Below are 24,226 nucleotides of genomic sequence, written 5' to 3' on the forward strand. Positions count from 1 at the left end.
CCCCTCCGGAGAGCCGGCCGTGCTCTCGGCGTGTGCCCGCACACGGTTGCGAATCGCGACCTGACTCCGAAGTAGCCAAGGGTTGACGGCCGGAAGCGCTGAGTGCCTCCGTGAGCCTCTTGGGGCCCCCATCCGTATATCGGGAGTCGGACGAGACCCATCGAGGGCGGCACATGCGGACTCAGGTACCGGCAAACCCCCATCAGTGTCAGTGCTACCGGTAGACTGGAAGCAATCCCGCCCCACTCGCTGGGGACCGTCCGGGAAAAGCTGAGCAACGCTGATCAAGGCTTACCAACGCAACATGCCGCAGCCGCTCCGGCAACCCGCCGACGAGCCTGGCTCGTGCTGTGCCAGAAAGGGCGCTTCGTGGCCGATTCCGGCAACCCCAACGAGAACATCCCGTCCACCGACGAAGGCGTGAGCAGCGAGGCGATCACCTCCAACAGCGAGGTCACCGCCTCGTACGACGCCAGTGCCATCACCGTCCTCGAGGGTCTGGACGCGGTCCGCAAGCGACCCGGCATGTACATCGGCTCGACCGGTGAGCGTGGCCTGCACCACCTCGTGTACGAGGTCGTCGACAACTCCGTCGACGAGGCACTGGCCGGGCACGCGGACACGATCCAGGTGACGATCCTCGCCGACGGCGGCGTCCGCGTCGTCGACAACGGCCGTGGCATCCCGGTGGGCATCGTGCCGTCCGAGGGCAAGCCGGCTCTCGAGGTCGTGCTGACCGTGCTGCACGCGGGCGGCAAGTTCGGCGGCGGCGGCTACGCGGTCTCCGGTGGTCTGCACGGCGTCGGTGTCTCGGTCGTGAACGCCCTGTCCGGCAAGGTCTCCGTCGAGGTGAAGACCGACGGCCACCGCTGGACGCAGGACTACAAGATGGGCGTCCCGACGGCCCCGCTCGCCCAGCACGAGGCCACGGACGAGACCGGCACCTCGGTCACCTTCTGGGCCGACGGCGACATCTTCGAGACCACCGACTACTCCTTCGAGACGCTCTCGCGGCGCTTCCAGGAGATGGCGTTCCTCAACAAGGGTTTGACGATCAAACTCACTGACGAGCGCGAGTCGGCGAAGGCCGTGACCGGTGCCGACGAGGCCGGTGCGGACGAGAAGGCCGAGGTCAAGACCGTCACGTACCACTACGAGGGCGGCATCGTCGACTTCGTGAAGTACCTCAACTCCCGTAAGGGCGAGGCGGTCCACCCGACCGTCATCGACCTGGAGGCCGAGGACAAGGACAGGCAGCTGTCCCTCGAGATCGCCATGCAGTGGAACGGCGGTTACACCGAGGGCGTGTACTCCTTCGCGAACATCATCCACACCCACGAGGGCGGTACGCACGAAGAGGGCTTCCGGGCCGCGCTGACCTCGCTGATCAACAAGTACGCGCGCGACAAGAGGCTGCTGCGCGAGAAGGACGACAACCTCACGGGCGACGACATCCGCGAGGGTCTGACGGCGATCATCTCGGTCAAGCTGAGCGAGCCGCAGTTCGAGGGTCAGACGAAGACCAAGCTGGGCAACACCGAGGCCAAGACCTTCGTCCAGAAGGTCGTCTACGAGCACCTCGCGGACTGGCTGGACCGCAATCCGAACGAGGCCGCGGACATCATCCGCAAGGGCATCCAGGCGGCCACCGCGCGCGTGGCGGCCCGCAAGGCGCGTGACCTGACCCGCCGCAAGGGCCTGCTGGAGACGGCGTCCCTGCCGGGCAAGCTCTCCGACTGCCAGTCGAACGACCCCACCAAGTGCGAGATCTTCATCGTCGAGGGTGACTCCGCAGGCGGCTCGGCCAAGTCCGGCCGCAACCCGCAGTACCAGGCGATCCTCCCGATCCGCGGCAAGATCTTGAACGTCGAGAAGGCGCGGATCGACAAGATCCTGCAGAACCAGGAGATCCAGGCGCTGATCTCGGCCTTCGGCACCGGAGTCCACGAGGACTTCGACATCGAGAAGCTGCGCTATCACAAGATCATTCTGATGGCGGACGCCGACGTCGACGGCCAGCACATCAACACCCTGCTGCTGACGTTCCTGTTCCGCTTCATGCGGCCCCTGGTCGAGGCCGGTCACGTGTACCTCTCCCGCCCGCCGCTCTACAAGATCAAGTGGGGCAAGGACGACTTCGAGTACGCCTACTCCGACCGCGAGCGCGACGCCCTGATCGAGATGGGCCGCAACGCCGGCAAGCGCATCAAGGACGACTCCGTGCAGCGCTTCAAGGGTCTCGGCGAGATGAACGCCGAGGAACTGCGCATCACGACCATGGACCAGGAGCACCGCGTCCTCGGCCAGGTCACCCTCGACGATGCCGCCCAGGCCGACGACCTGTTCTCGGTCCTCATGGGCGAGGACGTCGAGGCCCGCCGCGCGTTCATCCAGCGCAACGCCAAGGACGTCCGCTTCCTCGACATCTGAGTCGGTCTCAGCTGACCGCATCAGGAAGGATCTTCACCAGCAATGACCGACGAGAACACTCCTGTGACGACGCCCGAGGGTGACGCCCTGGCCATGCGCGTCGAGCCCGTCGGGCTCGAGACGGAGATGCAGCGCTCGTATCTCGACTACGCGATGTCCGTCATCGTCTCGCGTGCGCTGCCGGACGTCCGTGACGGCCTCAAGCCCGTTCACCGCCGTGTGCTGTACGCCATGTACGACGGCGGCTACCGCCCCGAGCGCGGCTTCTACAAGTGCGCCCGCGTCGTCGGCGACGTCATGGGCAACTACCACCCGCACGGCGACTCCTCCATCTACGACGCGCTGGTGCGCCTGGCCCAGTCGTGGTCGATGCGGATGCCGCTGGTCGACTCCAACGGCAACTTCGGTTCCCCGGGCAACGACCCCGCCGCGGCCATGCGGTACACCGAGTGCAAGATGGCGCCGCTGTCGATGGAGATGGTCCGTGACATCGACGAGGAGACCGTCGACTTCACGGACAACTACGACGGCCGCTCCCAGGAGCCGACCGTCCTGCCGGCGCGCTTCCCGAACCTGCTGATCAACGGTTCGGCCGGTATCGCGGTCGGCATGGCGACCAACATCCCGCCGCACAACCTGCGCGAGGTCGCCTCCGGTGCCCAGTGGTACCTGGAGAATCCCGAGGCCTCGCACGAGGAGCTGCTGGACGCGCTCATCGAGCGCATCAAGGGCCCGGACTTCCCGACCGGCGCGCTCGTCGTCGGCCGCCGGGGCATCGAGGAGGCGTACCGCACCGGCCGCGGCTCCATCACCATGCGCGCGGTCGTCGAGGTCGAGGAGATCCAGAACCGCCAGTGCCTGGTGGTCACCGAACTCCCTTACCAGGTCAACCCGGACAACCTTGCCCAGAAGATCGCCGACCTGGTCAAGGACGGCAAGATCGGCGGCATCGCGGACGTCCGTGACGAGACCTCCTCGCGTACCGGCCAGCGCCTGGTCATCGTGCTGAAGCGGGACGCGGTCGCCAAGGTCGTGCTGAACAACCTGTACAAGCACACCGACCTGCAGACCAACTTCGGCGCCAACATGCTGGCGCTGGTGGACGGCGTGCCGCGCACGCTCTCGCTCGACGCGTTCATCCGCCACTGGGTGACCCACCAGATCGAGGTCATCGTCCGCCGTACGCGCTTCCGGCTGCGCAAGGCCGAGGAGCGGGCGCACATCCTGCGCGGCCTGCTGAAGGCCCTGGACGCCATCGACGAGGTCATCGCGCTGATCCGGCGCAGTGACACCGTGGAGATCGCCCGCGGCGGCCTGATGAGCCTGCTGGAGATCGACGAGATCCAGGCCAACGCCATCCTCGAGATGCAGCTGCGCCGACTGGCCGCCCTGGAGCGCCAGAAGATCGTCCAGGAGCACGACGAACTCCAGGCGAAGATCAACGAGTACAACGAGATCCTGGCCTCCCCGGTCCGCCAGCGCGGCATCGTCAGCGCCGAACTGGCCGCGATCGTCGAGAAGTTCGGCGACGACCGCAAGACGACGCTGATCCCCTACGAGGGCGACATGTCCATCGAGGACCTGATCGCCGAGGAGGACATCGTCGTCACGGTCACCCGGGGCGGCTACATCAAGCGCACCAAGACCGACGACTACCGCGCCCAGAAGCGCGGCGGCAAGGGCGTGCGCGGCACGAAGCTCAAGGAAGACGACATCGTCGACCACTTCTTCGTGTCCACCACGCACCACTGGCTGCTGTTCTTCACCAACAAGGGCCGCGTCTACCGCGTCAAGGGCTACGAGCTGCCGGACGCCGGCCGGGACGCGCGCGGTCAGCACGTCGCGAACCTGCTCGCCTTCCAGCCGGACGAGGCGATCGCCGAGATCCTGGCGATCCGCGACTACGAGGCGGTTCCCTACCTCGTGCTCGCCACCAAGGCCGGACTTGTGAAGAAGACGCCTCTGAAGGATTACGATTCACCCCGTTCCGGCGGCGTGATCGCGATCAACCTCCGGTCGATGGAGGACGGTTCGGACGACGAGCTGATCGGAGCCGAACTGGTCTCGGCAGACGACGATCTGCTTCTGATCAGCAAGAAGGCGCAGTCGATCAGGTTCACCGCCTCGGACGACACCCTGCGGCCCATGGGCCGTGCCACCTCGGGTGTCAAGGGCATGAGCTTCCGCGAGGGCGACGAGCTGCTCTCGATGAATGTTGTTCGACCCGGTACGTTCGTGTTCACTGCCACAGACGGCGGGTACGCGAAGCGGACCAACGTCGACGAGTACCGCGTCCAGGGTCGCGGCGGCCTCGGCATCAAGGCTGCCAAGATCGTCGAGGACCGTGGGTCCCTCGTCGGCGCGCTGGTGGTCGAGGAAACCGACGAGATCCTCGCCATCACGCTGTCGGGCGGTGTGATTCGTACGCGAGTCAACGAGATCAGGGAAACCGGCCGTGACACCATGGGCGTCCAACTGATCAATCTGGGCAAGCGCGATGCCGTCGTGGGCATCGCTCGCAACGCCGAGGCGGGACGCGAGGCGGAGGAGGTCGACGGCGACGTGGTCGTCGACGATACCGCCGAGGGCGCCGCGAGCGGCACGGACGAGGGTGAGGCGCCCTCGGCCGAGTAGGCACGAGGAGTGAGTCAGCGTGAGCGGAGCCACGGGCGCCGGACCGGCCGGAACCCCAAGGGGAACGGAAGCGGACGACGGCGGCCGTGGCTCCGCCGCGCGTGCGGCGGACCCGCACACGACCAACCTGAAGGCGATCAAGTCCCCGACCAAGGACACGCCCTCGCCTGACTCGCATGCATCACAGGGGGGAACTGTGACGGACACCCGAGGTCCGAAAACCAAGCAGCCCAAGGCCGGCACGGGCCCGTCCGCCTCCGGCGCGCAGCCACAGCCGGCCGCGCAGGAGCCGGGCGCGGCCTCGCCGCTGCCCGGGGAACGGCAGGCGCAGCAGCAGGCCGGGCCGTACCACCCGCCGCAGGCCTACCCGGCGCAGCCGGCGGCGGCCGGAGCGGGAGCGGGCGCCGCTACGAGTGCCGTCCGGCGTCCCCGCACGGGGGCGAGCACCACGCCGCGGGTCCGTAAGGCGCGGCTGCGGGTGGCGAAGGCCGACCCGTGGTCGGTGATGAAGGTCAGCTTCCTGCTCTCCATCGCCCTGGGCATCTGCACGATCGTCGCGGCCGCCGTGCTGTGGATGGTCATGGACGCCATGGGCGTCTTCGCGACGGTCGGCGGCACGATCTCCGAGGCCACCGGCTCGAACGAGTCCAACGGCTTCGACCTGCAGGCCTTCCTGTCGCTGCCCAACGTCCTGATGTTCACGTCGGTCATCGCGGTCATCGACGTCGTCCTGGCGACGGCCCTCGCGACCCTCGGCGCGTTCATCTACAACCTGTCCGCGGGCTTCGTGGGCGGTGTCGAGCTGACGCTCGCCGAGGACGAGTGACGCAACCTCCGCCGCTGGCCTGACGGGGCCCCGACAACCGATTTTGGGACTGCCCATGTCGTGCGCTAATCTTCAGGAGTCAGCGCGCGGGACACACCGCAAAGCGCGGCGGGGCTATAGCTCAGTTGGTTAGAGCGCATCCCTGATAAGGATGAGGCCACAGGTTCAAATCCTGTTAGCCCCACAGCGGCAAAGCGCCAGGTGAGAAGCCCGGTAGGTCCTCAGGATCTACCGGGCTTCTACATGTGTTGATCTTGTTACCCCGCTACTACCCCGTAACGCCGCCGAGTTGAGCACGAAAGCGGCCGCCTGTAGCTGACGGCGACCCGCGAATCGTGCCGACAGGCGGATCTCTGTGCCCAAGGGGGATGTCGGCCCTTCGGTCTACGCTTGCAGCACACCCCCTGCCGATTCACGCGGCAGGGGGTGTCCGCCATCCGGCCGGAACCTCCCGAGCCCGACCGGAGCCTGCCTGGCAGTGTAATCGAACGCCCATCCGAATATGCAGGCGGCGACATCGTGATAGCGCGCTGTCAACACGGCCCCCACAAAAGCGGGCGACCGGTCGGATTTTTTGTCTTGAACTACTCGGTAGTAGCGGGTGCATAAATGCACAAGAGTGGTCGAACTGCCTGTGTGGGCAATGTGTAACCGCTTCCCACTGCCTGCAAAAACCGGCCACGCGTGGGTAAAGTGCCTGTTGGGGAGGCGGACGTGACCCCCACCCGTCCACCTGACGCACAGCCCCAGAACAAGCCCGGTCGGAGAGCTCGGGAGGCCTCCGACCGGAAAGGGGCGCCCCCTGCCGCATAGCTCGGCAGGGGGCGCCCTGAAAAGACTAGACCGCCCCGCCCTCCAGCACGGAGGGCGGGGCGGTTGCGCTCAGCCATATTTGGCCAGCGCCTTGCGGGAGCAGCGGACGCACATCACACTGTCCCGCCGCCCGGGGCGACGGGCGCCCCGGGGGTCTCTTCGCCTTTAAGGCAGCGATTCGATCAAGTGCCCGTGTACTGCAAGATCACGCAAATTAGGGTTAACCCTAATCACTACTGATCATGGGATCGGGAGCGTGGACGTGTGCCACGTCCCACACCGCCCGACGCTCGCGTCCTCGCCCGCCGGCGCGCTGTGGGCGAGCAGATCCGTCACGTCCGCGAGCACCACAACCTGACCCAGCAGGCGGTCTGCAGCCGGTCAGGCATCGACGTCGCGACCTACAGCCGTATCGAGCAGGGGCACGCCTCGCCGAAGCTGGACACGCTCATCCGGATCGCCGACGCGATCGGCGTAGACCTTGCGGAGCTGGTAGCCCGACAGGGCTTCAGGGCCGCCAGCGAATAACCTGGCCCTCCGGAGCAACGGTGACGGTGAACTCCTCCACAGTCGGGGCGCCGGCCGCGCACCAGCTGCCGAACTGCTCCTCCACGGTGTCCCACAGCGGCTCCGGGCCGCCCTGCCGGACGAGCCAGCGTCCGCCCTCTGAATACACCGCGGCCCAGGAGCCGGTGGCGACATCGACCAGGACGTCCTCAGTCCGTCCGTCCCGCTGCATCGTCAGCCGCTGGGCGTCCGGCACGGCGAGCTGCACGACGAACCGGGAGCTCCAGTTCTCCAGCACCTCGGTGCCAATGGCGGTCTCGCGTTCCTTGCCGTCGTCGAGGTCGGGGAGCAGGCCGAGCGGCGGCGGCGTGTGCGGGCGCGCGAGCATGAAGGACACGGCGCCGCCCAGCAGCCGGCCGGACGCAGTGCCGTCCTCATGGACCGTCAGGCGCGCGAGCTCCGAGGAGCCGAGCCATCCGCAAACGGTCGCCAGGATCAGGCCGCCCGGGCGGGTCTGCTCGATCCACGCATGAGGCACGGTGCGCACGCCGCAGGTGGCGATGACCCTGTCGTAGGGTGCGCCCGCGCCGTGGCCGAGGAGCCCGTCGCCGGTGACGAGTGTCGGGTACGTGCCGAGGCGGCCGAGGGCCGCCCGGGCCCGCGAAGCGACGCGCTCGTCGTACTCGACTGAGGTGACGTTGCCGGCGCCGAGCCGCGCGCAGAGCACGGCGGTCGAGTAGCCGGTGCCGGTCCCGATCTCCAGCACCTTGTGCCCGTCCTCGACCTGGAGGTCCTCCAACATGCGCAGCACGAGGGACGGCAGGGTGCTGGAGCTCGTGGGCTCGCGCGTGATCGGGCCGCGGATGTCTTCCGGGACGATCGTGCCCGCGATCTGAGTCACCAGGCTCTCGTCTGCGTAGCATCCTTCGAGCCAGTCCGCGTCGCCTGCCTGCACCGGTTCCCACGCCGAGTGGAACTGCGGCCCGGCCACGCGCCGGAAGTACCCGCCGCGCAGGAACTCGTGCCGGGGGACGGCCGCGGCGGCGCGCCTCCACGGCTCGGTGCGCAGGCTGCCGCCGATCACCATCCTGTCGATGAGCTGCTGGTGCAGCTGTTCATGGTCGGTCACGGTGTCCTCTCCAAGAGGTCTGCGAGGGCTGCGCACATGGGCAGGCCGGTCTCGTCCTCCAGCCAGTGCCACTGGCCGGAGGGGTTGCACTCCAGGAACCACCATCGGCCGTCCTCGCCGATGGCGAAGTCGAAAGCGCCGAAGACGAGGCGGAAGCGGTTCATGTAGCGGTGGAGCGCCGGCCGGATTCCGGGCGGCGCTTCGACGGGGGTGTAGGTGAGTCGGCTGTAGTCGGTGCGCCAGTCGAGGAGGTCGGAGTCGATGCGGACGCAGAACACTTCGGCGCCGATGACGGTCACCCGCACGTCGGCGACCTTGGGGACGCGCTGCTGGAAGAGGTGCGCGGTGCCCGCGACGGCGTCGTCGATGTCCGCCTCAGCCACCTCGGCGACCTTGACCACGGACGAGACACCGTCGATGAGATGGACCGGGTTGTACAGCGGTTTGTAGATGACCGGGCTGTGCGCCTTGATGAAGGTTCGCGCTGCGTCGGGGCTGGAGGTCACGAGCGTGGGCGGTACCAGGAACCCGGCCTTTGCTGCCGTGGCCAGCCCGGCCGGTTTGAACTCCGCGTCCCCGATGCGGTGCGGGTGGTTCACGTACAAGCAGCCGGGCAGTGAGGCCAGGACTCCGCCGAGCCCGTATCGGGCCTGGGTGATGGCGAACCGGGCGTCCTGCTCGTCGAGGTGCGGGAACGCGAAGCCGGACGGGCGCCGGTAGTACAGGGAGCGGATGCCCGCCAGGTCCGCGGTGCGGGAGGGAGTGAGGAGACGGCCGCGGAGGCCGTGCTCGGTGATCTCGGCCTCCACCGACAGTGATGCGGGGAAGTCCCCCGAGTCGAGCCGCACGACCGGGACACCCCGGCCGTGCAGCTCGCCGATCACCACGTCGGCGGTGGGGTCGTGCAGGCTGGTGACGACCAGCACCGGACGCGGAACGCTCACTGGTCGCTGTCGCTGCTCGTGTCGGTGTCGCCGCCGCCCTGGCCGTCCGGGCTGGTGCCGGTCGACGGGCTCGTACCGGTGGACGTGCCGTGCTTGCCCATCTCCAGCACCTGGCTGGCGCCGTCGTAGAAGCGGGCGGTCTGCGTGGCTGGGTCCAGCTCGGCGCGGGCGTAGGCGGGCGCCATGGTGGGGTAGGGCGCCATGCGGCCGAGCCCCCAGGGGCGGGCGGTGACGAGGCCCTGCGGGATGGCGGGGCTGGTGGGCAGACGGTCGGAGTGAACGAACATGCCTCTCCTCTGTGTCGTCGTGGTGGTGCGTGCGAGACCCGCCCCGGCGCTAGACCTGTCCAGGGTTGGGGACCGGGGCGGGAGTCTTAGGGCGAGCTCAAGTCGCCACGCGGCCAGCGCCACTCATGCTTCCGGCTCGGCGGCCAGGCAGTGCCGTCCAGCGGCGATCAGCCGGGCTACCGCCAGCGGCCTGCACAGCGCCGCGGCCGAATCCATCGGCACCGACCAGTAGGTGGTCCGGCGGGGGGCTCCGGCAACGTCGGGTCGCGGAACGCCCAGGTAGCTGCCGCGGCCGAGGCAGTCCACGTCCGAGGTACGCCACTCGTCGACGGCTACGTGCCACGTCGTCGGCATGCTGGCGGGGACCACCGCGTAGTACCGCTCGTGGTGGGGGTCGCAGATGACCGGGCCGCCGTCGAGTGCCTCGCCCAGGAACGCGTCCAGCTGGGCGGCTTCGGTGCTGGCGGTGAGGGCGACCACCAGTCGCCCCGGGATGCGCACAGCGGAGAACAGGGTGCCCAACGGCAGCATCGCCACGTCGTGCTGTTCCCACTCCAGCCGAGCCCGGGCGCGGCCGTGTGCCGGCAGGGTCGACAGAAGCCAGTGCTCGGTGGCAAGACGGCGGTCCGCGGCAGGGTGGACCAGCACGCCGGGCGCGGCATGGACGGGCCGTAAGGCCTGCTGGCTGTGGTCGCTGGTCATGCTCGCGCCTCCCCTGTCGCATGTGGTCCGCCTCACACACGCGACCGTAGGGAGAAGCAGTCGTGCTGACCCGAGCTGACAGTTCGGGTGAGCCACAGGCTCGCCGGGCTCTACACGAGCCCGATGCGTAGCGCCAGCTGCTCGGCCTGCCGGGCGTGCATTGCCCGGGCCCTGCGGATCACCGTCAGAACCAGCTGCCGTGCGAGCGGCGTCCGGGCCAGGTCCTCCGGGGCCATCGCCTCCAGTCCCAGGAGGGACAGCAGCGCCGCGGCGTCATCCCGTCGCTGGCTGTGGCAGGCCGCGACCTCCAGGCCGAAGGTGAACTCCCGTTCCAGCGAGGGCAGCCCACTGGTGTCGATGGCGTCCGCAGTGTGCAGCGCCTCTCCGGTCTCGCCCGCCTCCATCTCGATGGACACGGCGTGCAGCGCCACGTTTGTAGGCCCGAACACGGTCCAGGCGACGTTGCTGCTGTCGGACACGGCGCGCGCCGCGGGCGCCGCGTGTTCCCTCAGCCGTTCCCGAGCCTCCCACCACCGGCGTCGGCGGGCGGCGGCGACCACCGCGACGAGTTGCAGAGCACCGCCCATCGCCTTTCGGTCAGCCTCCGCTACTCGCGCGGCGGATACCTGCTCAGCGGCCCGCAACGCCAATGCCTCAGCCTCGCCGGGCTGGCCTGCGGCGAGCAGCACATGCCCGAGGTTCCACTGGGCGGCGGCGATCCGCAGCGGGTCGTCGGCGTCCTCAGCCGCGCGCATGGCCCTGTCGGCGGCGAGCGTGGCCAGATCTACGCGGCCGGTGCGGCGCAGATACGAGCGGAGCAGGCAGTACAGGTCTGCGGCCGCTCGGAGTACGGCGCGGCGCTCCGCCTGGTCCGCACCCGCCCGGGCGGCCCGTACGGCGTGCTCAGTATCGGCGACCAGGCCGGGCAGCGTCTCGGCGGCTCTGGTGAAACGGTCGCCCGCGGTCTGCCAGCTCTGCCACGCAGCCTCCACCCGGTCCCTCAGCGCGGCTGCCGATACGGGCGGGGCGCTTAGGGCCGGGCCGTAGCCGAGGAGTGCCCGCCCGACCGCGGCCTCGGCGGTGTCTGTCGTCTCCGCCTCGGCCGGCGGCTGCTCCGACAGCAGGGCGGCCGTGGGCACTCCCAGCTCTTGTGCGAGGGCGTACAGGATGGGCAACGAAGGCACCTTGAGGCCGCGCTCGATCTGCGACAGGTAGTCGGGTGAGATGCCCACCAGCCCGGCCACGGCATCCTGCCGGCGGCCGCCGCGGTAGTGCCGGATCCGGTCCCCGATGGGGAGGTCTGCTGCAACCATGCGCCCACTCCTCGCTCCTTGTTCTGAGCGTAGGGTGCCCGCTGCGTGGGGACCGGGAGTTCGTGAAGACGGGAGACGCTGGTGCCAGAACTGGTGTTGTGGGACATCGACCACACGTTGATGGCGACTCGGGGACTCGGCGGCGAGCTGTGGGGCGAGGCGTTCGAGCAGGTAACGGGGGTGCCGTTGCGGGAGCAGGCATCCGTGACCGGATCGACGGAGAGGGTGATCCTGCGTGAAACCGCACGCCTGCACGACCTCCCATACAGCGACGACCTGTTCGCGCGGTTCGCTGACGCCCTTGGCGCGGTGCACGTTCGACGTGCAGCGGAATTGCGAGAGCGCGGCCACGCGTTGCCCGGCGCCGCCGCGGTGCTCGCGGCCCTCGCGGAACGGGGCGTGCATCAGTCTGTCGTGACCGGCAACGTGCACCAGGCCGCGGAAGTGAAGCTCGCCGTCTTCGGCCTCGACACCTACCTGCGACTCGATAACGGGGCGTACGGCGAGGATGGGGAAGGCCGCCCCGAGCTGCTGCACGCCGCACTCAAGCGGTCGGATGTGGCCCCGGCCGCCGCTGTGTTCGTCGGAGACACCCCGGCCGACGTGGCAGGGGGCCTGGAGGCCGGCGTACGAGTGGTTGCTGTCGCCACGGGGAAGACCTCGGCGAGCGAGTTGTGGGACGTCGGCGCGGAAGTGGTGCTGGACGACCTGGCCGATACGGGCAGGGCCCTCGCTGCTCTCCGGGCATGACGAAATGCCCCCTCCCGCCCGAAGGGCGAGAGGGGGCGCAGTCACAGGTGCCAGGGGGTGAGGTCGAGGTCAGCTGGCGGTTCGGGTGCGGGCCCTGCCGAGGTGTCCGGGCCGACGCGTCGCGCCCAGCGGTGCAGGTCGAGGTAGGCGCGGGTCAGCAGCTTGCGCTGCGTCCGTTCCTCCTTGACCTCGCGGTCGAGCCGGTCGGTGATCGCCATGAAGTCCGAGCGCCGGTTCGTCGCCCGGCTCTGCGTCCACGACAGCAGCCCCACCACCAGGGCGACGGCGCCGCCGACCAGTGCCCCCACATCCATCAGCGTCTCGCCTTTCTCAGGTGCAGCGGGGGCGGATCGTCCATGCCGGACACCAGCACCACGCCGATGGTGAACGCCCCCCACCCGCATGCGCTGCCCACGGCCGGCGGGTACGTGCTCGCTGCTGCGGCTGAGAACACCCCGGCCCACAGGCCGCCGGGAACCGCGAGCGCTACGTACCCGGCGGCCTGTGCGCGCGGGCACCCGGCGAGCAGGCCGGCCAACGTGGCGACGGCTCCGCACACCACCCACATCCAGCCGAGGGTGTCGAGGCCGCCGGGCACGTACCGGGTGAGGTCGGCCAGGCCGCGGGCGGTCCCGTAGCGGGGCTGGCCGATGATGCCCAGTCCGCCGTATCCAGCCCAGCCGAGGCCGAGGACGACGAGGAAGGCGCGGCGGTGGGAGAACCGCCGCGCCACCGCCGCGCCCCACATCAGACGCCCTTGGCGAGGCTAGCGGAGTTCCTCGTGCCGAACGCTCTGGCGAGCATGCCCTTGATGAGGGTGCCGCCCGCGGCGATGCCCGCGGCGGCCATGGTCTCCCAGAAGCTGGCGTGGAACATGTCGCCGGGGCCCGCCGCGATGGCGACGCCGCCCGCTGCGACCACGGCCGTGGCCAGGGTGCGCTCGGCGAGGTCTCTGGCGTAGGTCTTCGCCGTCTTCACGACGGTCTCGGCGCCAGGAAGGTTGAGCTGGGACATGTGGTCCTCTATTCAGACGGGCTGCGCCAGCTGGCGCAGCCGATGACGGTGAGGTTGATCAGGCCGTTACGCGGAAGCCGTGCTTCTGGCCGAGGCGCGTCAGGGAGTCCCTGCCGAAGTGCCCGTCCGCGGGCTCGCCGGGCCGCCGGCCGCGGTAACCGCACTTCTCCTGCCACTCACTGACGGCCGGCCGGGTCCGGGAGCCGAGGGAGCCGTCGATCCAGCGCTTCGCCAGCAGGCCCTCGCGGTACAGCGCGGTCTCGACGACCAGGCCCTCCGCCTTGTAGGTGGTGCCGCCCTGGGGCAGGCCCGGGTCGCGGCGCTGCGCGGCCTGAATGTGCCGCAGCGAGACGGACGGATTCTTCGTGCCACCCGGCGCGGGGGCGGCAGGCTTCCCGGCCCGCTTGAGGATCTCGGGCAGCAGCTCGGCGCGGAACTGCGCGGCGCGCTTCTCGCCCGGGCAGGCGGTCCCGGAAGGCGACCACTGCGGGAACATGCGGTGGATGCCGTAGCCGGAGTCCGAGCCGCTGCGGCAGGCCCGCAGCTGGATGCCGTGGGTGCGGTGGCCCCATACGCCGAGGTCGGCCAGGGCGTCGAGCTGCTCATCCGTCCACGGGTCGCTGGCCTTCGTGTTGGAGGCGGTCTCGACGCTGATCGCGCCGGAGCCATCCGCGCGCAGGTTGGCCTGGTAGTTGGCGTCGGCGCGGGTGGTGGTGGACAGGTACTGGCCGATCGACCCGTCGAAGTCGACACCGAAGTGGCTCTCCAGTGACGTGCTGTTCTTCCAGTAGGCGTACAGGCGGTGCTCGTCCCACGGGGCGACGATGCTGTGGAAGATGACCTGTGTCGGTCTGATCTTGGGCTGCTCGCGGGCCTCCGGCTGGAGCTCCAGCCGGACCGCTTCCGTGTACCAGGCCATCACACACGCTCCGGCCAGGCCCAGGTGCCCGGCTTGTTGCCCTCGGCGCGTGAGGTGGCCCAGAAGATGTCGTTGCCGTCCAGGAACACCTGGGCGTTTACCGTGATCTGAGCTTCCTTCCAGACGCGCACGAGCATCGCCGGGAAGACGTCACCCTCGGCCGCCCAGTTGCCGGTGTGGCCGACGAAGCCGGTGCGGTTGGAGGCGCTGCGGCTCTCGTGGAAGTCCTTGCGGCGCTGGTTGATCTGGTCGGCGTCCGCCTGGCTGAGGGTGTAGTGGACGATGCGTCCGATCGATGGCTTCACGTGGCCCTCCAGGGCATGAGAAAAGCCCCGGCCGGGCGGCTCGGGGCTCTGAAAGAGGGGGGTGCGCTCAGGCGGGAGAGGCCGTCACCTCATACCGATGGGCGTTCACCGTGATGTTGGGCAGCTGCGCCAGATGCGCCTTCACCGCGTCCACGATGTCCTGCTCCGACACTCCGGCGATGCCGGAGCCCTCGGTGCTGAACTGGAGCAGAACAGTGCAGGCGGCCTCTGGCTGAAGGACGTCTGAAGCGCCGATCTCAACGTAGGGATACTGCAACTGCACGGGGTTCCTCCGATCAGGCCGCAGCCTCGTACTCGCCGAAGACACGGATCGTGTCTCCGCTCGCCCACGCCCACGGCGAGGCCGCGTCGATCAGACCGACACCTGCCGCTGCGGCCGAGTCGATGCGGCCTGCCGCCATCTCGATCTCCATCGTGGTGGCCGTCGTCAGCCTGGACCGGACACCCATGCGGGAGCCGAGCCCAGCACTGGAGTCGGAGATCTCTCCGTACCCCGCGATGAGCGAGGTCGCCGCGGCGTTGACCGGCAGGCTGAAGCGCCAGTTGTCGCTGGCGCCGCCACCGCCGAAGTTCGTGGTGGCCCCGAAGGTGATCTCCATACGCCAATACACGGTCAGGGCAGACTGAGCGAAGCGAGCGATGACCGCCGCGTTGCCGAAACTCGGGGTGTTCACCCCCGTGCTCGTGGTCCACACCGGCACCCAGTCGCTCCAGGTCGGCGAGATCGACCGCAGTCGCCCCGCGGTCAGTCGCATACCTGGCTGCCACGGCTCGTACGGCACGATGCTCCTCCTTCACAGGGCGACGACGGTGGGAGTGGCAAGCCGGACGTCCGTGCCCGCGGTCTGCGCCTTCACGACGCCGTTGCGGCTGCGGCGCACCGTCCACACCTGCGGGTTGGCGATGCGGACGTTGTCGAAGCGCGTCTCCAGCCCGGCGTTGGTGTTGCCGGTGTTCCGGAACGAGCGCACGCCGATGCTGGCGGCCGCCGTCAGCGAGGTGTCGGACACCTCGATCTGCCACAGATCCGGCTCCCGGTCGGTAGCGAGCCAGATCTTCGCCTTCAGCGCGGTCCCGATCGCCTGGAAGCGGACGCGGTAGAACGTCGCTGCCGTGTGCGTCAGGGTGCTGGTGTACGTGGCGAGCTGGGTCTCCGTTCCGCCGACCCGCTTGCGCACGGTCAGCAGGAGGCCCGCAGAGGTCGTGATCTCCACCCTCGCCTGATACAGGGAGTTGTTGTCCACCGCGCGCGTGACGGGACCAGTGAAAACCGACGCACCCGTCGCCAGAGCCGACACCGCAACATCCGCATACAGATCCACGTCCGCACTCGGCGCCGGCACCAGGGCCAGGTGCGCAATGCCTGTGCTCGGCTGCGCCGCCACCCCGTACCCGGCTCCGACGCTGTGGTCCGCGCTCGGGGTCACGGTCCAGGCCTGGCCTGAGTCCGCCTGCCCCCAACTGCCGGCGGCCACGGTCCGGCCGAAGGCATCCCGGACCGAGTCCGCGATGGCGTCGACGGTGACGTGCTCCCCGCCGAGCTGGACGTCGAAGGGGAACTCGGCGGGCTTGCCCCCGGCCGGGCGGATGGTCACGCCGTGGACCCACAGCACGTCCGCCGCGGGAGGGAAGTTCGCCACGGTCGGGGCCGCGTTTGCCGTGAGCGCCCCGACCGGGGCTGTCGCGGTCAGCTCGAACCAGGTCCAGGTGTTGGCCAGGACCGCGAGCCCGGAGGCGCTGGTCGACTGGTACGCGCCTCCGGTGGTGAACCAGTTGAGGTTGAGGTTCACGGTCCGGGCTGTGGCGCAGCGGAGCCAGCCGGAGATGACGTACTGCTGGCCGACCGTCACCGGCACCGTGGAGGAACCAGCGTTGGGGAACTGCGCCACCCCGTCCGGGACCAGGCGCATCGCCCACGCGCCCTCGAACGGCGCGGGCAACGGCGCGGCCACGCGGTCGAGGGTGCCGCCGTTGCCGAACCACCCGGCCAGGTCCGTCTCCAGATACGGGTTCGCGGTGAGGGGTGGCAGGGCGGTGACCCACGGGATGCCGTCGATGGCCCGCACGGTCAGCGTGGTGTCGTCCTCGTCGACCGCGACGACCAGCTGGCTGCCGTCGGTGTCGACCCGGCCCAGCACCGGATCCTCAACGACACCGACACGCCACGGTGAGCCCGGAGCGCACACGAAATCGATCTCCCACGTGCGCACCCCGATGCGCTCGGTCAGGCCTTGCACGATCAAGTCCGCCGGCCCTGGGGGCAGGAAGTCCGGCAGGTCCGTGATGCGGATCAGGTCACCCTCGATCATGTCGAGGACGGTCGAGATCAGCGACGGGGCCCTGTGCAGCCGCACGGTGACCACTGGGTAGCGGGCCTCGTCGACCGTGCCCAGGTGCATCATCCAGTGCGCCATCGGCTCGGTCTGGCTGTCAGTAAAGAGGTTGATGGTGACGCTGTCGTCGTACCGTCCGACGCCGTCGGGCGGGTCCAGCACCGACAGGCGGCCGCTGGTGAGCTCCGCCCTGCCGGAGCTCCCGCCGATCCGCTCCACCGTGACGTCGTTGCGCAGGTTGGAGTCGTCGTCGACCGGCTCCAGCGCGCCCAAGCCTTTCGACTCGTAGGACAGCGTGAGCTTCGGCGTCTGGTTGTACTGCGAGGCGCGGGTCCGGTAGCGCAGCCCCAGCCGGGACCGGTCCTCGACGAGGGTCCCGCCGTCGGCCTGCTCGCACTGCTCCAGCTGCTCCAGCAGGGTCGCCGGACGCTGGGCGCCCATGGCGGCCGTCTCGGCAGGGTCACCGGTGATGATGAGCGACAGAGACTCCTCGGCAGCGAGGCGGGTCAGCCGCGCTGCGGCCAGCTCGCCGCCGAACCCGTTGTCGGCGTCGTTGTAGATGGCCGTGTTGTTGGCCTGGAAGACGCCAACATGGCCGATCGCTGTGCCCTCCAGGCCGGCGCCGAACGACGACCGGATCGAGGTGACCCGGCCGACCGTGCCGGCGAAGCTGCCGGTGTGGAAGTGGCCGCCGCTGCTGTTCGCGGCGTTCAGCCAGCCGAGGTCCACGTCGACGTTGCCGCCGTTCTGGCGGGCGAAGATCCTTACCCTATTCCAGTTGCCGAAGAAGGACGGGCCGGATCCTGCGCCGGTGCTGGTGAGGAGCAGCTGGTTGTCGTCGGCGTCGAGGACCTGGAGCTGCACGTTGTTGGTCTGCACGCGGACCCGGTAGCGGTTGCCCGTGCCGGAGCACACGATCTCGTACAGCACGGCCTGGGCGACCGGAGCGGCCGGGATGAAGTTCACCAGCTCGACGTGCCACGGGCCCGTGCCAGAGGCGGGCGGCGGCACGCTCGCCGAGAGGGAACCCCCGGGCTGGAGGACAGGCAGCGCCGACGAGCCGCCTAGCGAGTCGTCCGCCCCCATGTCGAACCCTGTCAACTTCATGGGAGCGACGCCGGGCACCGGGCTGTAGGCCTGGGTGGCCGCCGAGTCGTCCTCCATCGGCCAGTAGGCGAGCAGGGTGGAATCCGACGGGATACGCCGCCTCAGGGTGCTCTGCAGCAACTTCTTGCCCTGGTTGAGGCGGCGGAGGATGCCCGCGCCCTCACCCTCAACGCGGATGAGGTGCCCGCCCCTGCTCCAGCGGGCGGGCCAGTCGGAGTACTCGCCGCTGAACCTCACCTGCCGGTTGGTGATCTCCGCCCCGCCCGCGGGCGTCCACGTGCGGCCCGCCGCGTCCACGAACGAGGCGGCGCCAGCCGCAGGCAGGGAGAAGTCCGGAGCAGCGACGATCGTTCCGTTGATGCCGGACCGCAGCTCGAAGGCATGGATCCGGCCGGCGGGCCGCTCGAAGCCGAGCTCGACGGTGTCACCGACGAGGACGGGAGCGCTCGACGAGAACACCGACGTGGCCCCCGAGTTGACCACCGGTGTGCCCAGCTGTGTCCACGGACCCGCGATGGTCGGAGCGGTGTAGTAGGTGATCGTGTGGCCACCGGCCCCGTTGTCCACGTCGAGCGTGACGCGAAGGGCGAGCCGCCCCGAGGGAAGGACCGGGAGCGGCGCGGTCGAGTCGTACTGCTGGATCATGGAACCGTCGGTCGTCCACCGGAAAGTGATTTTCCCGGCGGTCGAGGTGAAGATCGCCCAGGACCGCTGGTTCCCAGTGACGAGGTACTTGCTGCACAGCTCGCGCAGCGTGCCGGTCGAGATCCAGCGGTCGAGGGTGCAGTCGATGCGGATGTCGAGGTCGCCCACGATGTCGAGGGCGGCGACGTCCGGCGTGGAGGCCCCGTTGCCCGCGGTGTCCGGCAGCCACAGGTACCGGTCGCTGGCGTGTACGGACACGCGCATCGGCGTGTTCGGACCCAGCTTCCCGTAGTACGGCGAGCGGGGGTTGCGCCACGAGTACAAGCCGTCCGGGCTGCGCAGGACGAGGGAGCAGGAGGCCGGGTCGACCGCCTGCCCCTCGCCCGAGCGGCCGCGCTTGTGGGTGATGATGTCTGACAGCTGCGCGTGCTGCGTGACGTCCGTCCACACCCCGCCGATGGCGAACTCCACCATCGTGCCCAACGGGTCCTCAGGGAACGCCATCAGCCAGACCTCCGTCCCGCCAGTACCAGGCCGACGTCGCCGCCGCCCTTCTTCCGGATGCCGCGCCGCATCCGCTCCATCAGGTAGTCGTCCTCCGCCCGGCCCGACGAGCGGAGTTCCAGCACGACTCGCTGCGACGCGGCCGCGCGGGCACGGCTGCCGGCCATGTCCCACGAGCCCGGCGCCGGCGTCTCCACCAGGCTGGCCATGCTGCGGTTGACGGCCGAGCGCTGTCCCTCCACGCCACGGATGAGGCCCTGCGCGGTGTACTGGCCGACCAGCGCCATCACCCGCGACGGGCTCTTGATCCCCAGGGCCTTGCGGATGCTCTTGGACATGCCCTTGGCGATGATGAGCATCTGCTTCTCGATCGCCTTCTGTTGCATTTGCAGGCCCTTCACGAGGCCTTGCCCGGCGGCGATTCCGGCCCCGTACATGGCGTTGCCCGCGGCCGAACCGGCCGAGCCCGCAGCCGACACAAGGAGCTTCTGCTCCTGGTTGATCTGTTTGATCTGGCTGCTGTTGGCGTTGGCCAGAGCGGCAGCGGCCGACGAGCCCTGCTCCACCCCGGCCTGGGCGATCTGCGCGATCAGGTCCGCGGACACGCCCTTCTTCCGCAGCGTCGCCAAGTTCTTCGCGAACGTCTCGGCCGCCGCCCGGTCCAACTTCAGGCCGGCGAGGATCGTCTCGGCGGTCTGCGGCCAGCCGCCGGTGTCCTGCTTGGTGACGTCGGCGCCCTCCAGTACGCCCTTCTTCACGTCCGCCGCGAGCTTGTCGCGGGCCTTGATCTGGTCGGCGACCTTCTTCGTCGCTGCCTTCATCCGGGCGGCGAGCTTGGCCTCCTGCCCGGCCAGTTGCAGCAGCCGCTTCGTGCCTGCGGAGATGATGCCGAGCGCCTTGGAGCGCTTCTTGCCCGGCTTCATGCTGTCGCGGACGATGTCGGCGAGCTTCGTGGAGGCGGCCTTGACCTGCTTCGACGAGCCGGTGAGGCCGTCGATGAGACCGCGGGCGATCCAGCGGCCCTGCGCTTTCGTGACCTTCGACGGCGACGCAATCCCGAGCGCTTTGGCGATCGGGCCCGGGATGGTCGAGCGCGCCCAGCCGAGGATCTTGGACTTGATCCAGCCGCCCATCGACTGGATACCGGACCACAGGCCCTGAACCACGGCGACGCCCTTGGAGACGAGCAGCCGGTTCAGGGAGCCGATCCCGGCAGAGATCTTGCCCGGGAGGCCACGGACGTAGCTGATGAACGAGACGACTTTCTTCGCCGTGGCGACCTGGAAGGCCTGCCAAGCAGCCGCTGCCCGCTCGGCCAGCTTCGACGCCATGCTGGAGACCGCGGACGACACCCGGCCCGGCAGGCCCGTGATCCACGCGACCAGGGCGAGCAGTTTCTTGATCGCCCAGTCCTTCATCTGGCCGAACCAGTTCGACACCTTGCCGGGGATCGTGCCGAGGTAAGCGATCGCGGCGAGGATGAGGTTCTTCGCCCCGGTGACCTTGCCAACCACCCAGTCCCAGGCCGTGCCCGTGGCTGAAGTGATGTCGTCCCAGTAGGTGACGACCAGCAGGACCAGGCCCGCGAGTCCCGCCACGATTCCGGCGATGATCCAGAACATGGGGTTGGCGAGCATCGCGGAGTTCATGGCCCACACGCCGATCGAGGCGATCGCGAAGGCGGAGCCCAGAGCGATGATCGCCCCGGCCAGGCCGATGACGAGGCCCTTGTTGTCGCCCATGAACGAGAACAGGCCCTGCAGCCGGGGGACGACCTCCCCACCGAGGAACTCGATCAGGTTCTGCTGCATGCCCCGCTTGAAGGCCTCCAGCTTGGCGCCGGAGTTGTCGCGCAGCTTGTTGCCCATCTCGTCGGCCTTGCCGCCGACTTTGCCGAGCGCGTCGGCTGCCTTCGACGGGTCGAGGCTGAAGAGGGCTTTCTGGGTGTCCTCGGCTTTCGTCCCGAACAGGGCGACCGCCAGGCTCGCCCGGTCGGCGGGGTCCTTCACCTTGCGGAGCCGGTCGAAGATCTCGTCCAGCGCCTTGCGTGCAGCTGGGCCGCCCTCCGAGAACGCGGACTGCATCTTCTTCCCGGACAGGCCGATTTTGCCGAACGCCTCGTCCACGGCCTTGCCGCCGCCCTGAGTGATCAGGGTCAGCTCCTTCAGGGCGTCGGCGACCACGTCCGTGTCCCTGGCGCCCGCGGCCATGCCCTGGGTGAGCAGACCGGTGGTCGTTGTGACGTCCAAGCCGAGGTTGCGGAAGATGGTGCTGTACTCGTTGAACGTGTCGGCGATGTCATCCGCGCGCGGGCCCATCCGCTGGAGGCCTGCGGTGAGGGCGTCCACGGCCTCAGTGCCGTTCTTCGCCAGCCCCGTCTTCAAGGTCTGGCCCACAGCGTTGGCGGCTTGTCCCAAGTCCAGGTCGAACGTGGTCGCCAGGTCGGAGACCTGCGTGGAGATCCGCTTGAGCTGCGCCTCCGTCGCGTCCGGCGGGGCGATGCCCGCACGCATGACCGCGCTGATCGTGTCCGCGGCGCTTTGGAAGTCGGCCGTGACCGCGTCCGCGTACAGCTCGCCCGCGAGCTTGCCGTACCGCTGCGCCTCCGCCGGCGTCGCCCCGAGCTGGGCGGCGAGACGGCCGGTGATCTGCGTCTGTTCCATCGCCTGCGCGAAGGAGTCCATCAGCAGCGCACCGGCGGCCAGGCCGACGCCCGCTGCGGCCAACTTCAGCCGGTCCATGCGGGACGTGGTCTGCTCGACGGCCTGGTCGGCGCCGTCGGCCGCGCCGTCGGTCAGGCCCTCGCCGACAGCGTCACCCCCGCGGCGGCCGGCGGCGACGAACTGTCCGCGGGCGTTGCGCAGGCGGCCATCAACTCCGCGGACGATGCCGTCGCCGAGTTCCTCGCCCGCGTCCTGCCCGGCGCGTTCTGCCTCGTCTCCCATGCGTTGCCCGGAGGAGCGGATGGCGTTCTCGGCGCGGCGCAGGGCGGGGTCCATCGCCCGGTCGTCGACGGACAGGATGGCGTTGAGCTCGCCGACGGTCAGCGCCACGGCTACCTCCTTCGGCGGGGGGCGTGCTGGGGGTCCTCAGGAGGTGGTGCGAAATGCCGGTACAGGCGGGTCTCGGCTGACAGCAGGCCGAAGATGCGGACCTGAAGCCACCGCCAGGTCCGTCGGCGGAGGATGCCGTCCTCGACGTCGATGCCGTAGACGTCGTGCAGGTCCGCCTCGATCAGCGGCCACTGCTCCAGCAGCCGCTCCCACGTCAGGTTCCTGAGCGCCCCCGACCGCGCCCGCTTCGGCGTCGGGAGCCCGCCCTCGTACCACTCGTAGAGGCCGGTGACCGGGTCGTACTCGCCTCGGCCGACTCCGAGGTACCGGGCCTCCCCTGCCGTCGCTCCGCCCGATTCCTCGGCGCTTTTCCCGGGTGCTGCCGGGTACGCCAGTACTCCAGGGCCGTGTCGCGGTCCGTGGTGACCCAGAACATCGTCGTGAGCGCGACGTGCTTGAACATGGACCAGGAGACGTCGGCCAGGAGCGGCTCGTAGGCATCCCCCAGACACAGGCGGTAGAGGTCGATCTCCTCGTCGTCGTCGAGGACCTTGGTCCCCGGCCTCGTGCCGCCGGCGGCCAGCCGCGCGGCGTACGACGTGATGCGCTCGATCTTGACGCCAGCCTCGGCGGACGGGTCGGCGATGTGGTACGTCCTGACCTCGCCGTCCTTGCGCTTCACCGGCAGGTCGAGGCCCTCCTCAAGGAAGTCGTCGAGTGCCTCGAAGGTGCCGCCCATCAGGGCGCCAGCGGGTTCGTGATCGGGGTGAGCGGACCGTCGCCCGTGAAGGTGATCTCCACCTCGCCGAGCGCGGTGTGCTCGCCGCCGGCGGGCTGCCAGTTCGGGATGGCCTTGCCCTGGTACGCCTCCGGGAGCCCATCGCGGTTCATGTACCGCAGGCGGATCTTGTTGGCGTCGCCGTAGGCGAAGTGCGCGAGGCGGATCTTCTCGTGGACCGGGTGGTAGACCTTGACGGCCTTGTTGGCCTTGCGGCGGATCGTGACCGACAGTTCCCAGGACTGGGCGGTCTTCTCGTTGCCGTTCCAGCCCTCGCTGTCGTAGTCGCTGGAATCCTCGATGTTCGGCTCGCTCGCGGGCTGGAACTCGCGGACGCCCGGGCAGAGCTGCCAGTCCGGCGTCTCGTCCGTGCCCATGTTGATCTCAAGCCGCCACTCGCGTGCGAGCTCGGTCTCCTCCGTGGGGGTCGACACAGGGTCCTCCTCAGTCGTTCAGACGGATCCCGGACCTGACCGTCCGGAAGTAGTAGTTCGCGACCAGCTCCATGCGGCCGCGGGTGTCCTGGCCGATCCAGGCCTGGGAGTTGCGCCAGGAGATCTCCACCCGCACACCGCGGGCCTGCCAGGTGTCGCGGTTGTGCAGGACGGAGAACACGTCGTTGGCGAGCTGGACCAGGTCGAGCACGTTCGTGCCCGCGCGCATGCGCGCCTGGACGCCGGTGACCGAGTCAGTGGAGTCGTCGTCGGCCACGGGGTAGGGGTTCAGGGCAATCGCTCGATCCGGGCCGTCCGGCATGCGACCGAGCACGATCCCCGTGGCGCCCGCGGGCAGCGCACCCGAGGGGTCGTAGACGCCGACCTCGGCGGCGGCCAGGAGCTCGGCGACGCCCTGGAGCAGGTCGACGTCGTGTGTCTCGGCGCTCACCGCAGCGCCCGCCGCATCTCCGCGGCGACCAGCGCGAGAACTACGCCTCGCTCGGCGTTGAGGGCGTTCTCCAGGAATTTCGCCTCGCGCCCGGGCGCGTGCTCGTAATCGAGTTCCTCGTGCTGCCTGGCGGCGTACGGGGTGTCGTAGCTGACCATTGCGGTCAGGTCGGCCTCGTCGACGCTGGCCGTACCGGAGTGCTGCAGGGTGCCCTCGTCGAGCGGCACCTTGTCGTTGCTGGTGCCGAGGACGTGCTCGGCGCCGAGAAAGAGACCGCGGGCTGCAGCCTGCCGCAGCTCCCTCTGCACGCCCGAGGTATCGAATCGA

The 24,226-nt window shown here is 69.4% G+C and carries 23 protein-coding genes and 1 tRNA gene; 6 read left to right on the top strand and 18 right to left on the bottom strand.

Features of this window, described 5'->3' with window-relative positions; translation table 11 throughout:
• Positions 1 to 369: 369 nt before the first annotated feature.
• The 5 genes from gyrB to A4E84_RS20105 all read left to right on the top strand — a co-directional run bounded on the left by gyrB (position 370) and on the right by A4E84_RS20105 (position 7,231).
• A complete protein-coding gene (gene gyrB / locus A4E84_RS20085; protein ID WP_107308506.1) occupies positions 370 to 2,430 on the top strand; it encodes a DNA topoisomerase (ATP-hydrolyzing) subunit B in 2,061 nt (686 codons plus the stop codon).
• A gap of 42 nt (positions 2,431 to 2,472) precedes the next feature.
• Positions 2,473 to 5,064 carry a DNA gyrase subunit A gene (gene gyrA / locus A4E84_RS20090; RefSeq protein WP_062927906.1) on the top strand — a complete coding sequence of 864 codons (2,592 nt, stop codon included), beginning with the start codon at positions 2,473 to 2,475 and terminating at the stop codon, positions 5,062 to 5,064.
• Positions 5,065 to 5,083: 19 nt separating this feature from the next.
• Positions 5,084 to 5,890: a DUF3566 domain-containing protein gene (locus A4E84_RS20095; protein WP_062927907.1), complete on the top strand. Its 807-nt coding sequence runs from the start codon at positions 5,084 to 5,086 to the stop codon at positions 5,888 to 5,890.
• Positions 5,891 to 6,000: 110 nt separating this feature from the next.
• Positions 6,001 to 6,074: transfer RNA gene (locus A4E84_RS20100), tRNA-Ile, on the top strand.
• Between the two features lie 893 nt (positions 6,075 to 6,967).
• Positions 6,968 to 7,231, top strand: a complete 264-nt coding sequence (locus A4E84_RS20105; protein WP_062927908.1) for a helix-turn-helix domain-containing protein — start codon at positions 6,968 to 6,970, stop codon at positions 7,229 to 7,231.
• On the opposite strand, the gene tgmC is transcribed toward A4E84_RS20105, so the two are convergent.
• From tgmC to A4E84_RS20130, 5 genes are all read right to left on the bottom strand, one after another.
• The gene (gene tgmC / locus A4E84_RS20110) at positions 7,212 to 8,339 is read right to left on the bottom strand and encodes an ATP-grasp peptide maturase system methyltransferase (protein WP_062927909.1); all 1,128 of its coding nucleotides are present in this window, start codon (positions 8,337 to 8,339) and stop codon (positions 7,212 to 7,214) included. The two genes, A4E84_RS20105 and tgmC, sit on opposite strands and share 20 nt — an antisense overlap.
• On the bottom strand, positions 8,336 to 9,283 hold the full coding sequence (tgmB, locus tag A4E84_RS20115; RefSeq protein WP_062927910.1) for an ATP-grasp ribosomal peptide maturase: 948 nt from the start codon (positions 9,281 to 9,283) through the stop codon (positions 8,336 to 8,338). Before tgmB ends, tgmC begins: the two co-directional genes overlap by 4 nt.
• Complete coding sequence (gene tgmA, locus A4E84_RS20120) at positions 9,280 to 9,570, bottom strand: putative ATP-grasp-modified RiPP (RefSeq protein ID WP_062927911.1); 291 nt, start codon at positions 9,568 to 9,570, stop codon at positions 9,280 to 9,282. Before tgmA ends, tgmB begins: the two co-directional genes overlap by 4 nt.
• Before the next feature lie 123 nt (positions 9,571 to 9,693).
• Positions 9,694 to 10,272: a hypothetical protein gene (locus A4E84_RS20125; protein ID WP_062927912.1), complete on the bottom strand. Its 579-nt coding sequence runs from the start codon at positions 10,270 to 10,272 to the stop codon at positions 9,694 to 9,696.
• Between the two features lie 110 nt (positions 10,273 to 10,382).
• The gene (locus A4E84_RS20130) at positions 10,383 to 11,585 is read right to left on the bottom strand and encodes a helix-turn-helix domain-containing protein (protein WP_062927913.1); all 1,203 of its coding nucleotides are present in this window, start codon (positions 11,583 to 11,585) and stop codon (positions 10,383 to 10,385) included.
• 81 nt (positions 11,586 to 11,666) lie between these two features.
• Between A4E84_RS20130 and A4E84_RS20135 the strand changes: the two genes are divergently transcribed.
• Entirely contained in the window at positions 11,667 to 12,335 is a 669-nt protein-coding gene (locus A4E84_RS20135; protein ID WP_079129032.1) for an HAD family hydrolase, read from the top strand.
• Between the two features lie 41 nt (positions 12,336 to 12,376).
• On the opposite strand, the gene A4E84_RS20140 is transcribed toward A4E84_RS20135, so the two are convergent.
• From A4E84_RS20140 to A4E84_RS20200, 13 genes are all read right to left on the bottom strand, one after another.
• Entirely contained in the window at positions 12,377 to 12,649 is a 273-nt protein-coding gene (locus A4E84_RS20140; protein WP_062927914.1) for a hypothetical protein, read from the bottom strand.
• A complete protein-coding gene (locus A4E84_RS20145) occupies positions 12,649 to 13,083 on the bottom strand; it encodes a hypothetical protein (RefSeq protein WP_062927915.1) in 435 nt (144 codons plus the stop codon). The genes A4E84_RS20140 and A4E84_RS20145 overlap by 1 nt, the downstream gene beginning before the upstream one ends.
• Complete coding sequence (locus A4E84_RS20150; protein WP_062927916.1) at positions 13,083 to 13,349, bottom strand: hypothetical protein; 267 nt, start codon at positions 13,347 to 13,349, stop codon at positions 13,083 to 13,085. Before A4E84_RS20150 ends, A4E84_RS20145 begins: the two co-directional genes overlap by 1 nt.
• Before the next feature lie 58 nt (positions 13,350 to 13,407).
• Positions 13,408 to 14,268, bottom strand: a complete 861-nt coding sequence (locus A4E84_RS20155) for a peptidoglycan recognition protein family protein (protein ID WP_062927917.1) — start codon at positions 14,266 to 14,268, stop codon at positions 13,408 to 13,410.
• Complete coding sequence (locus tag A4E84_RS20160) at positions 14,268 to 14,573, bottom strand: hypothetical protein (protein ID WP_062927918.1); 306 nt, start codon at positions 14,571 to 14,573, stop codon at positions 14,268 to 14,270. The genes A4E84_RS20155 and A4E84_RS20160 overlap by 1 nt, the downstream gene beginning before the upstream one ends.
• Before the next feature lie 67 nt (positions 14,574 to 14,640).
• Positions 14,641 to 14,856 carry a hypothetical protein gene (locus tag A4E84_RS20165; protein WP_062927919.1) on the bottom strand — a complete coding sequence of 72 codons (216 nt, stop codon included), beginning with the start codon at positions 14,854 to 14,856 and terminating at the stop codon, positions 14,641 to 14,643.
• Positions 14,857 to 14,869: 13 nt separating this feature from the next.
• Positions 14,870 to 15,376: a hypothetical protein gene (locus A4E84_RS20170; RefSeq protein ID WP_159029596.1), complete on the bottom strand. Its 507-nt coding sequence runs from the start codon at positions 15,374 to 15,376 to the stop codon at positions 14,870 to 14,872.
• A 12-nt stretch (positions 15,377 to 15,388) separates the two neighbouring features.
• Positions 15,389 to 19,183: a hypothetical protein gene (locus A4E84_RS20175; protein ID WP_062927921.1), complete on the bottom strand. Its 3,795-nt coding sequence runs from the start codon at positions 19,181 to 19,183 to the stop codon at positions 15,389 to 15,391.
• A complete protein-coding gene (locus tag A4E84_RS20180) occupies positions 19,183 to 22,236 on the bottom strand; it encodes a phage tail tape measure protein (protein WP_062927922.1) in 3,054 nt (1,017 codons plus the stop codon). Before A4E84_RS20180 ends, A4E84_RS20175 begins: the two co-directional genes overlap by 1 nt.
• Before the next feature lie 214 nt (positions 22,237 to 22,450).
• Positions 22,451 to 22,975: a DUF7426 family protein gene (locus A4E84_RS20185; RefSeq protein ID WP_062927923.1), complete on the bottom strand. Its 525-nt coding sequence runs from the start codon at positions 22,973 to 22,975 to the stop codon at positions 22,451 to 22,453.
• Entirely contained in the window at positions 22,975 to 23,448 is a 474-nt protein-coding gene (locus A4E84_RS20190) for a phage tail tube protein (RefSeq protein WP_062927924.1), read from the bottom strand. The genes A4E84_RS20185 and A4E84_RS20190 overlap by 1 nt, the downstream gene beginning before the upstream one ends.
• A 10-nt stretch (positions 23,449 to 23,458) precedes the next feature.
• Entirely contained in the window at positions 23,459 to 23,899 is a 441-nt protein-coding gene (locus A4E84_RS20195) for a minor capsid protein (RefSeq protein WP_062927925.1), read from the bottom strand.
• Entirely contained in the window at positions 23,896 to 24,207 is a 312-nt protein-coding gene (locus tag A4E84_RS20200; protein ID WP_237304960.1) for a minor capsid protein, read from the bottom strand. The genes A4E84_RS20195 and A4E84_RS20200 overlap by 4 nt, the downstream gene beginning before the upstream one ends.
• Between the last annotated feature and the right edge of the window lie 19 nt (positions 24,208 to 24,226).

Origin of the sequence: Streptomyces qaidamensis (assembly GCF_001611795.1) — a bacterium.
Classification (GTDB): domain Bacteria; phylum Actinomycetota; class Actinomycetes; order Streptomycetales; family Streptomycetaceae; genus Streptomyces; species Streptomyces qaidamensis.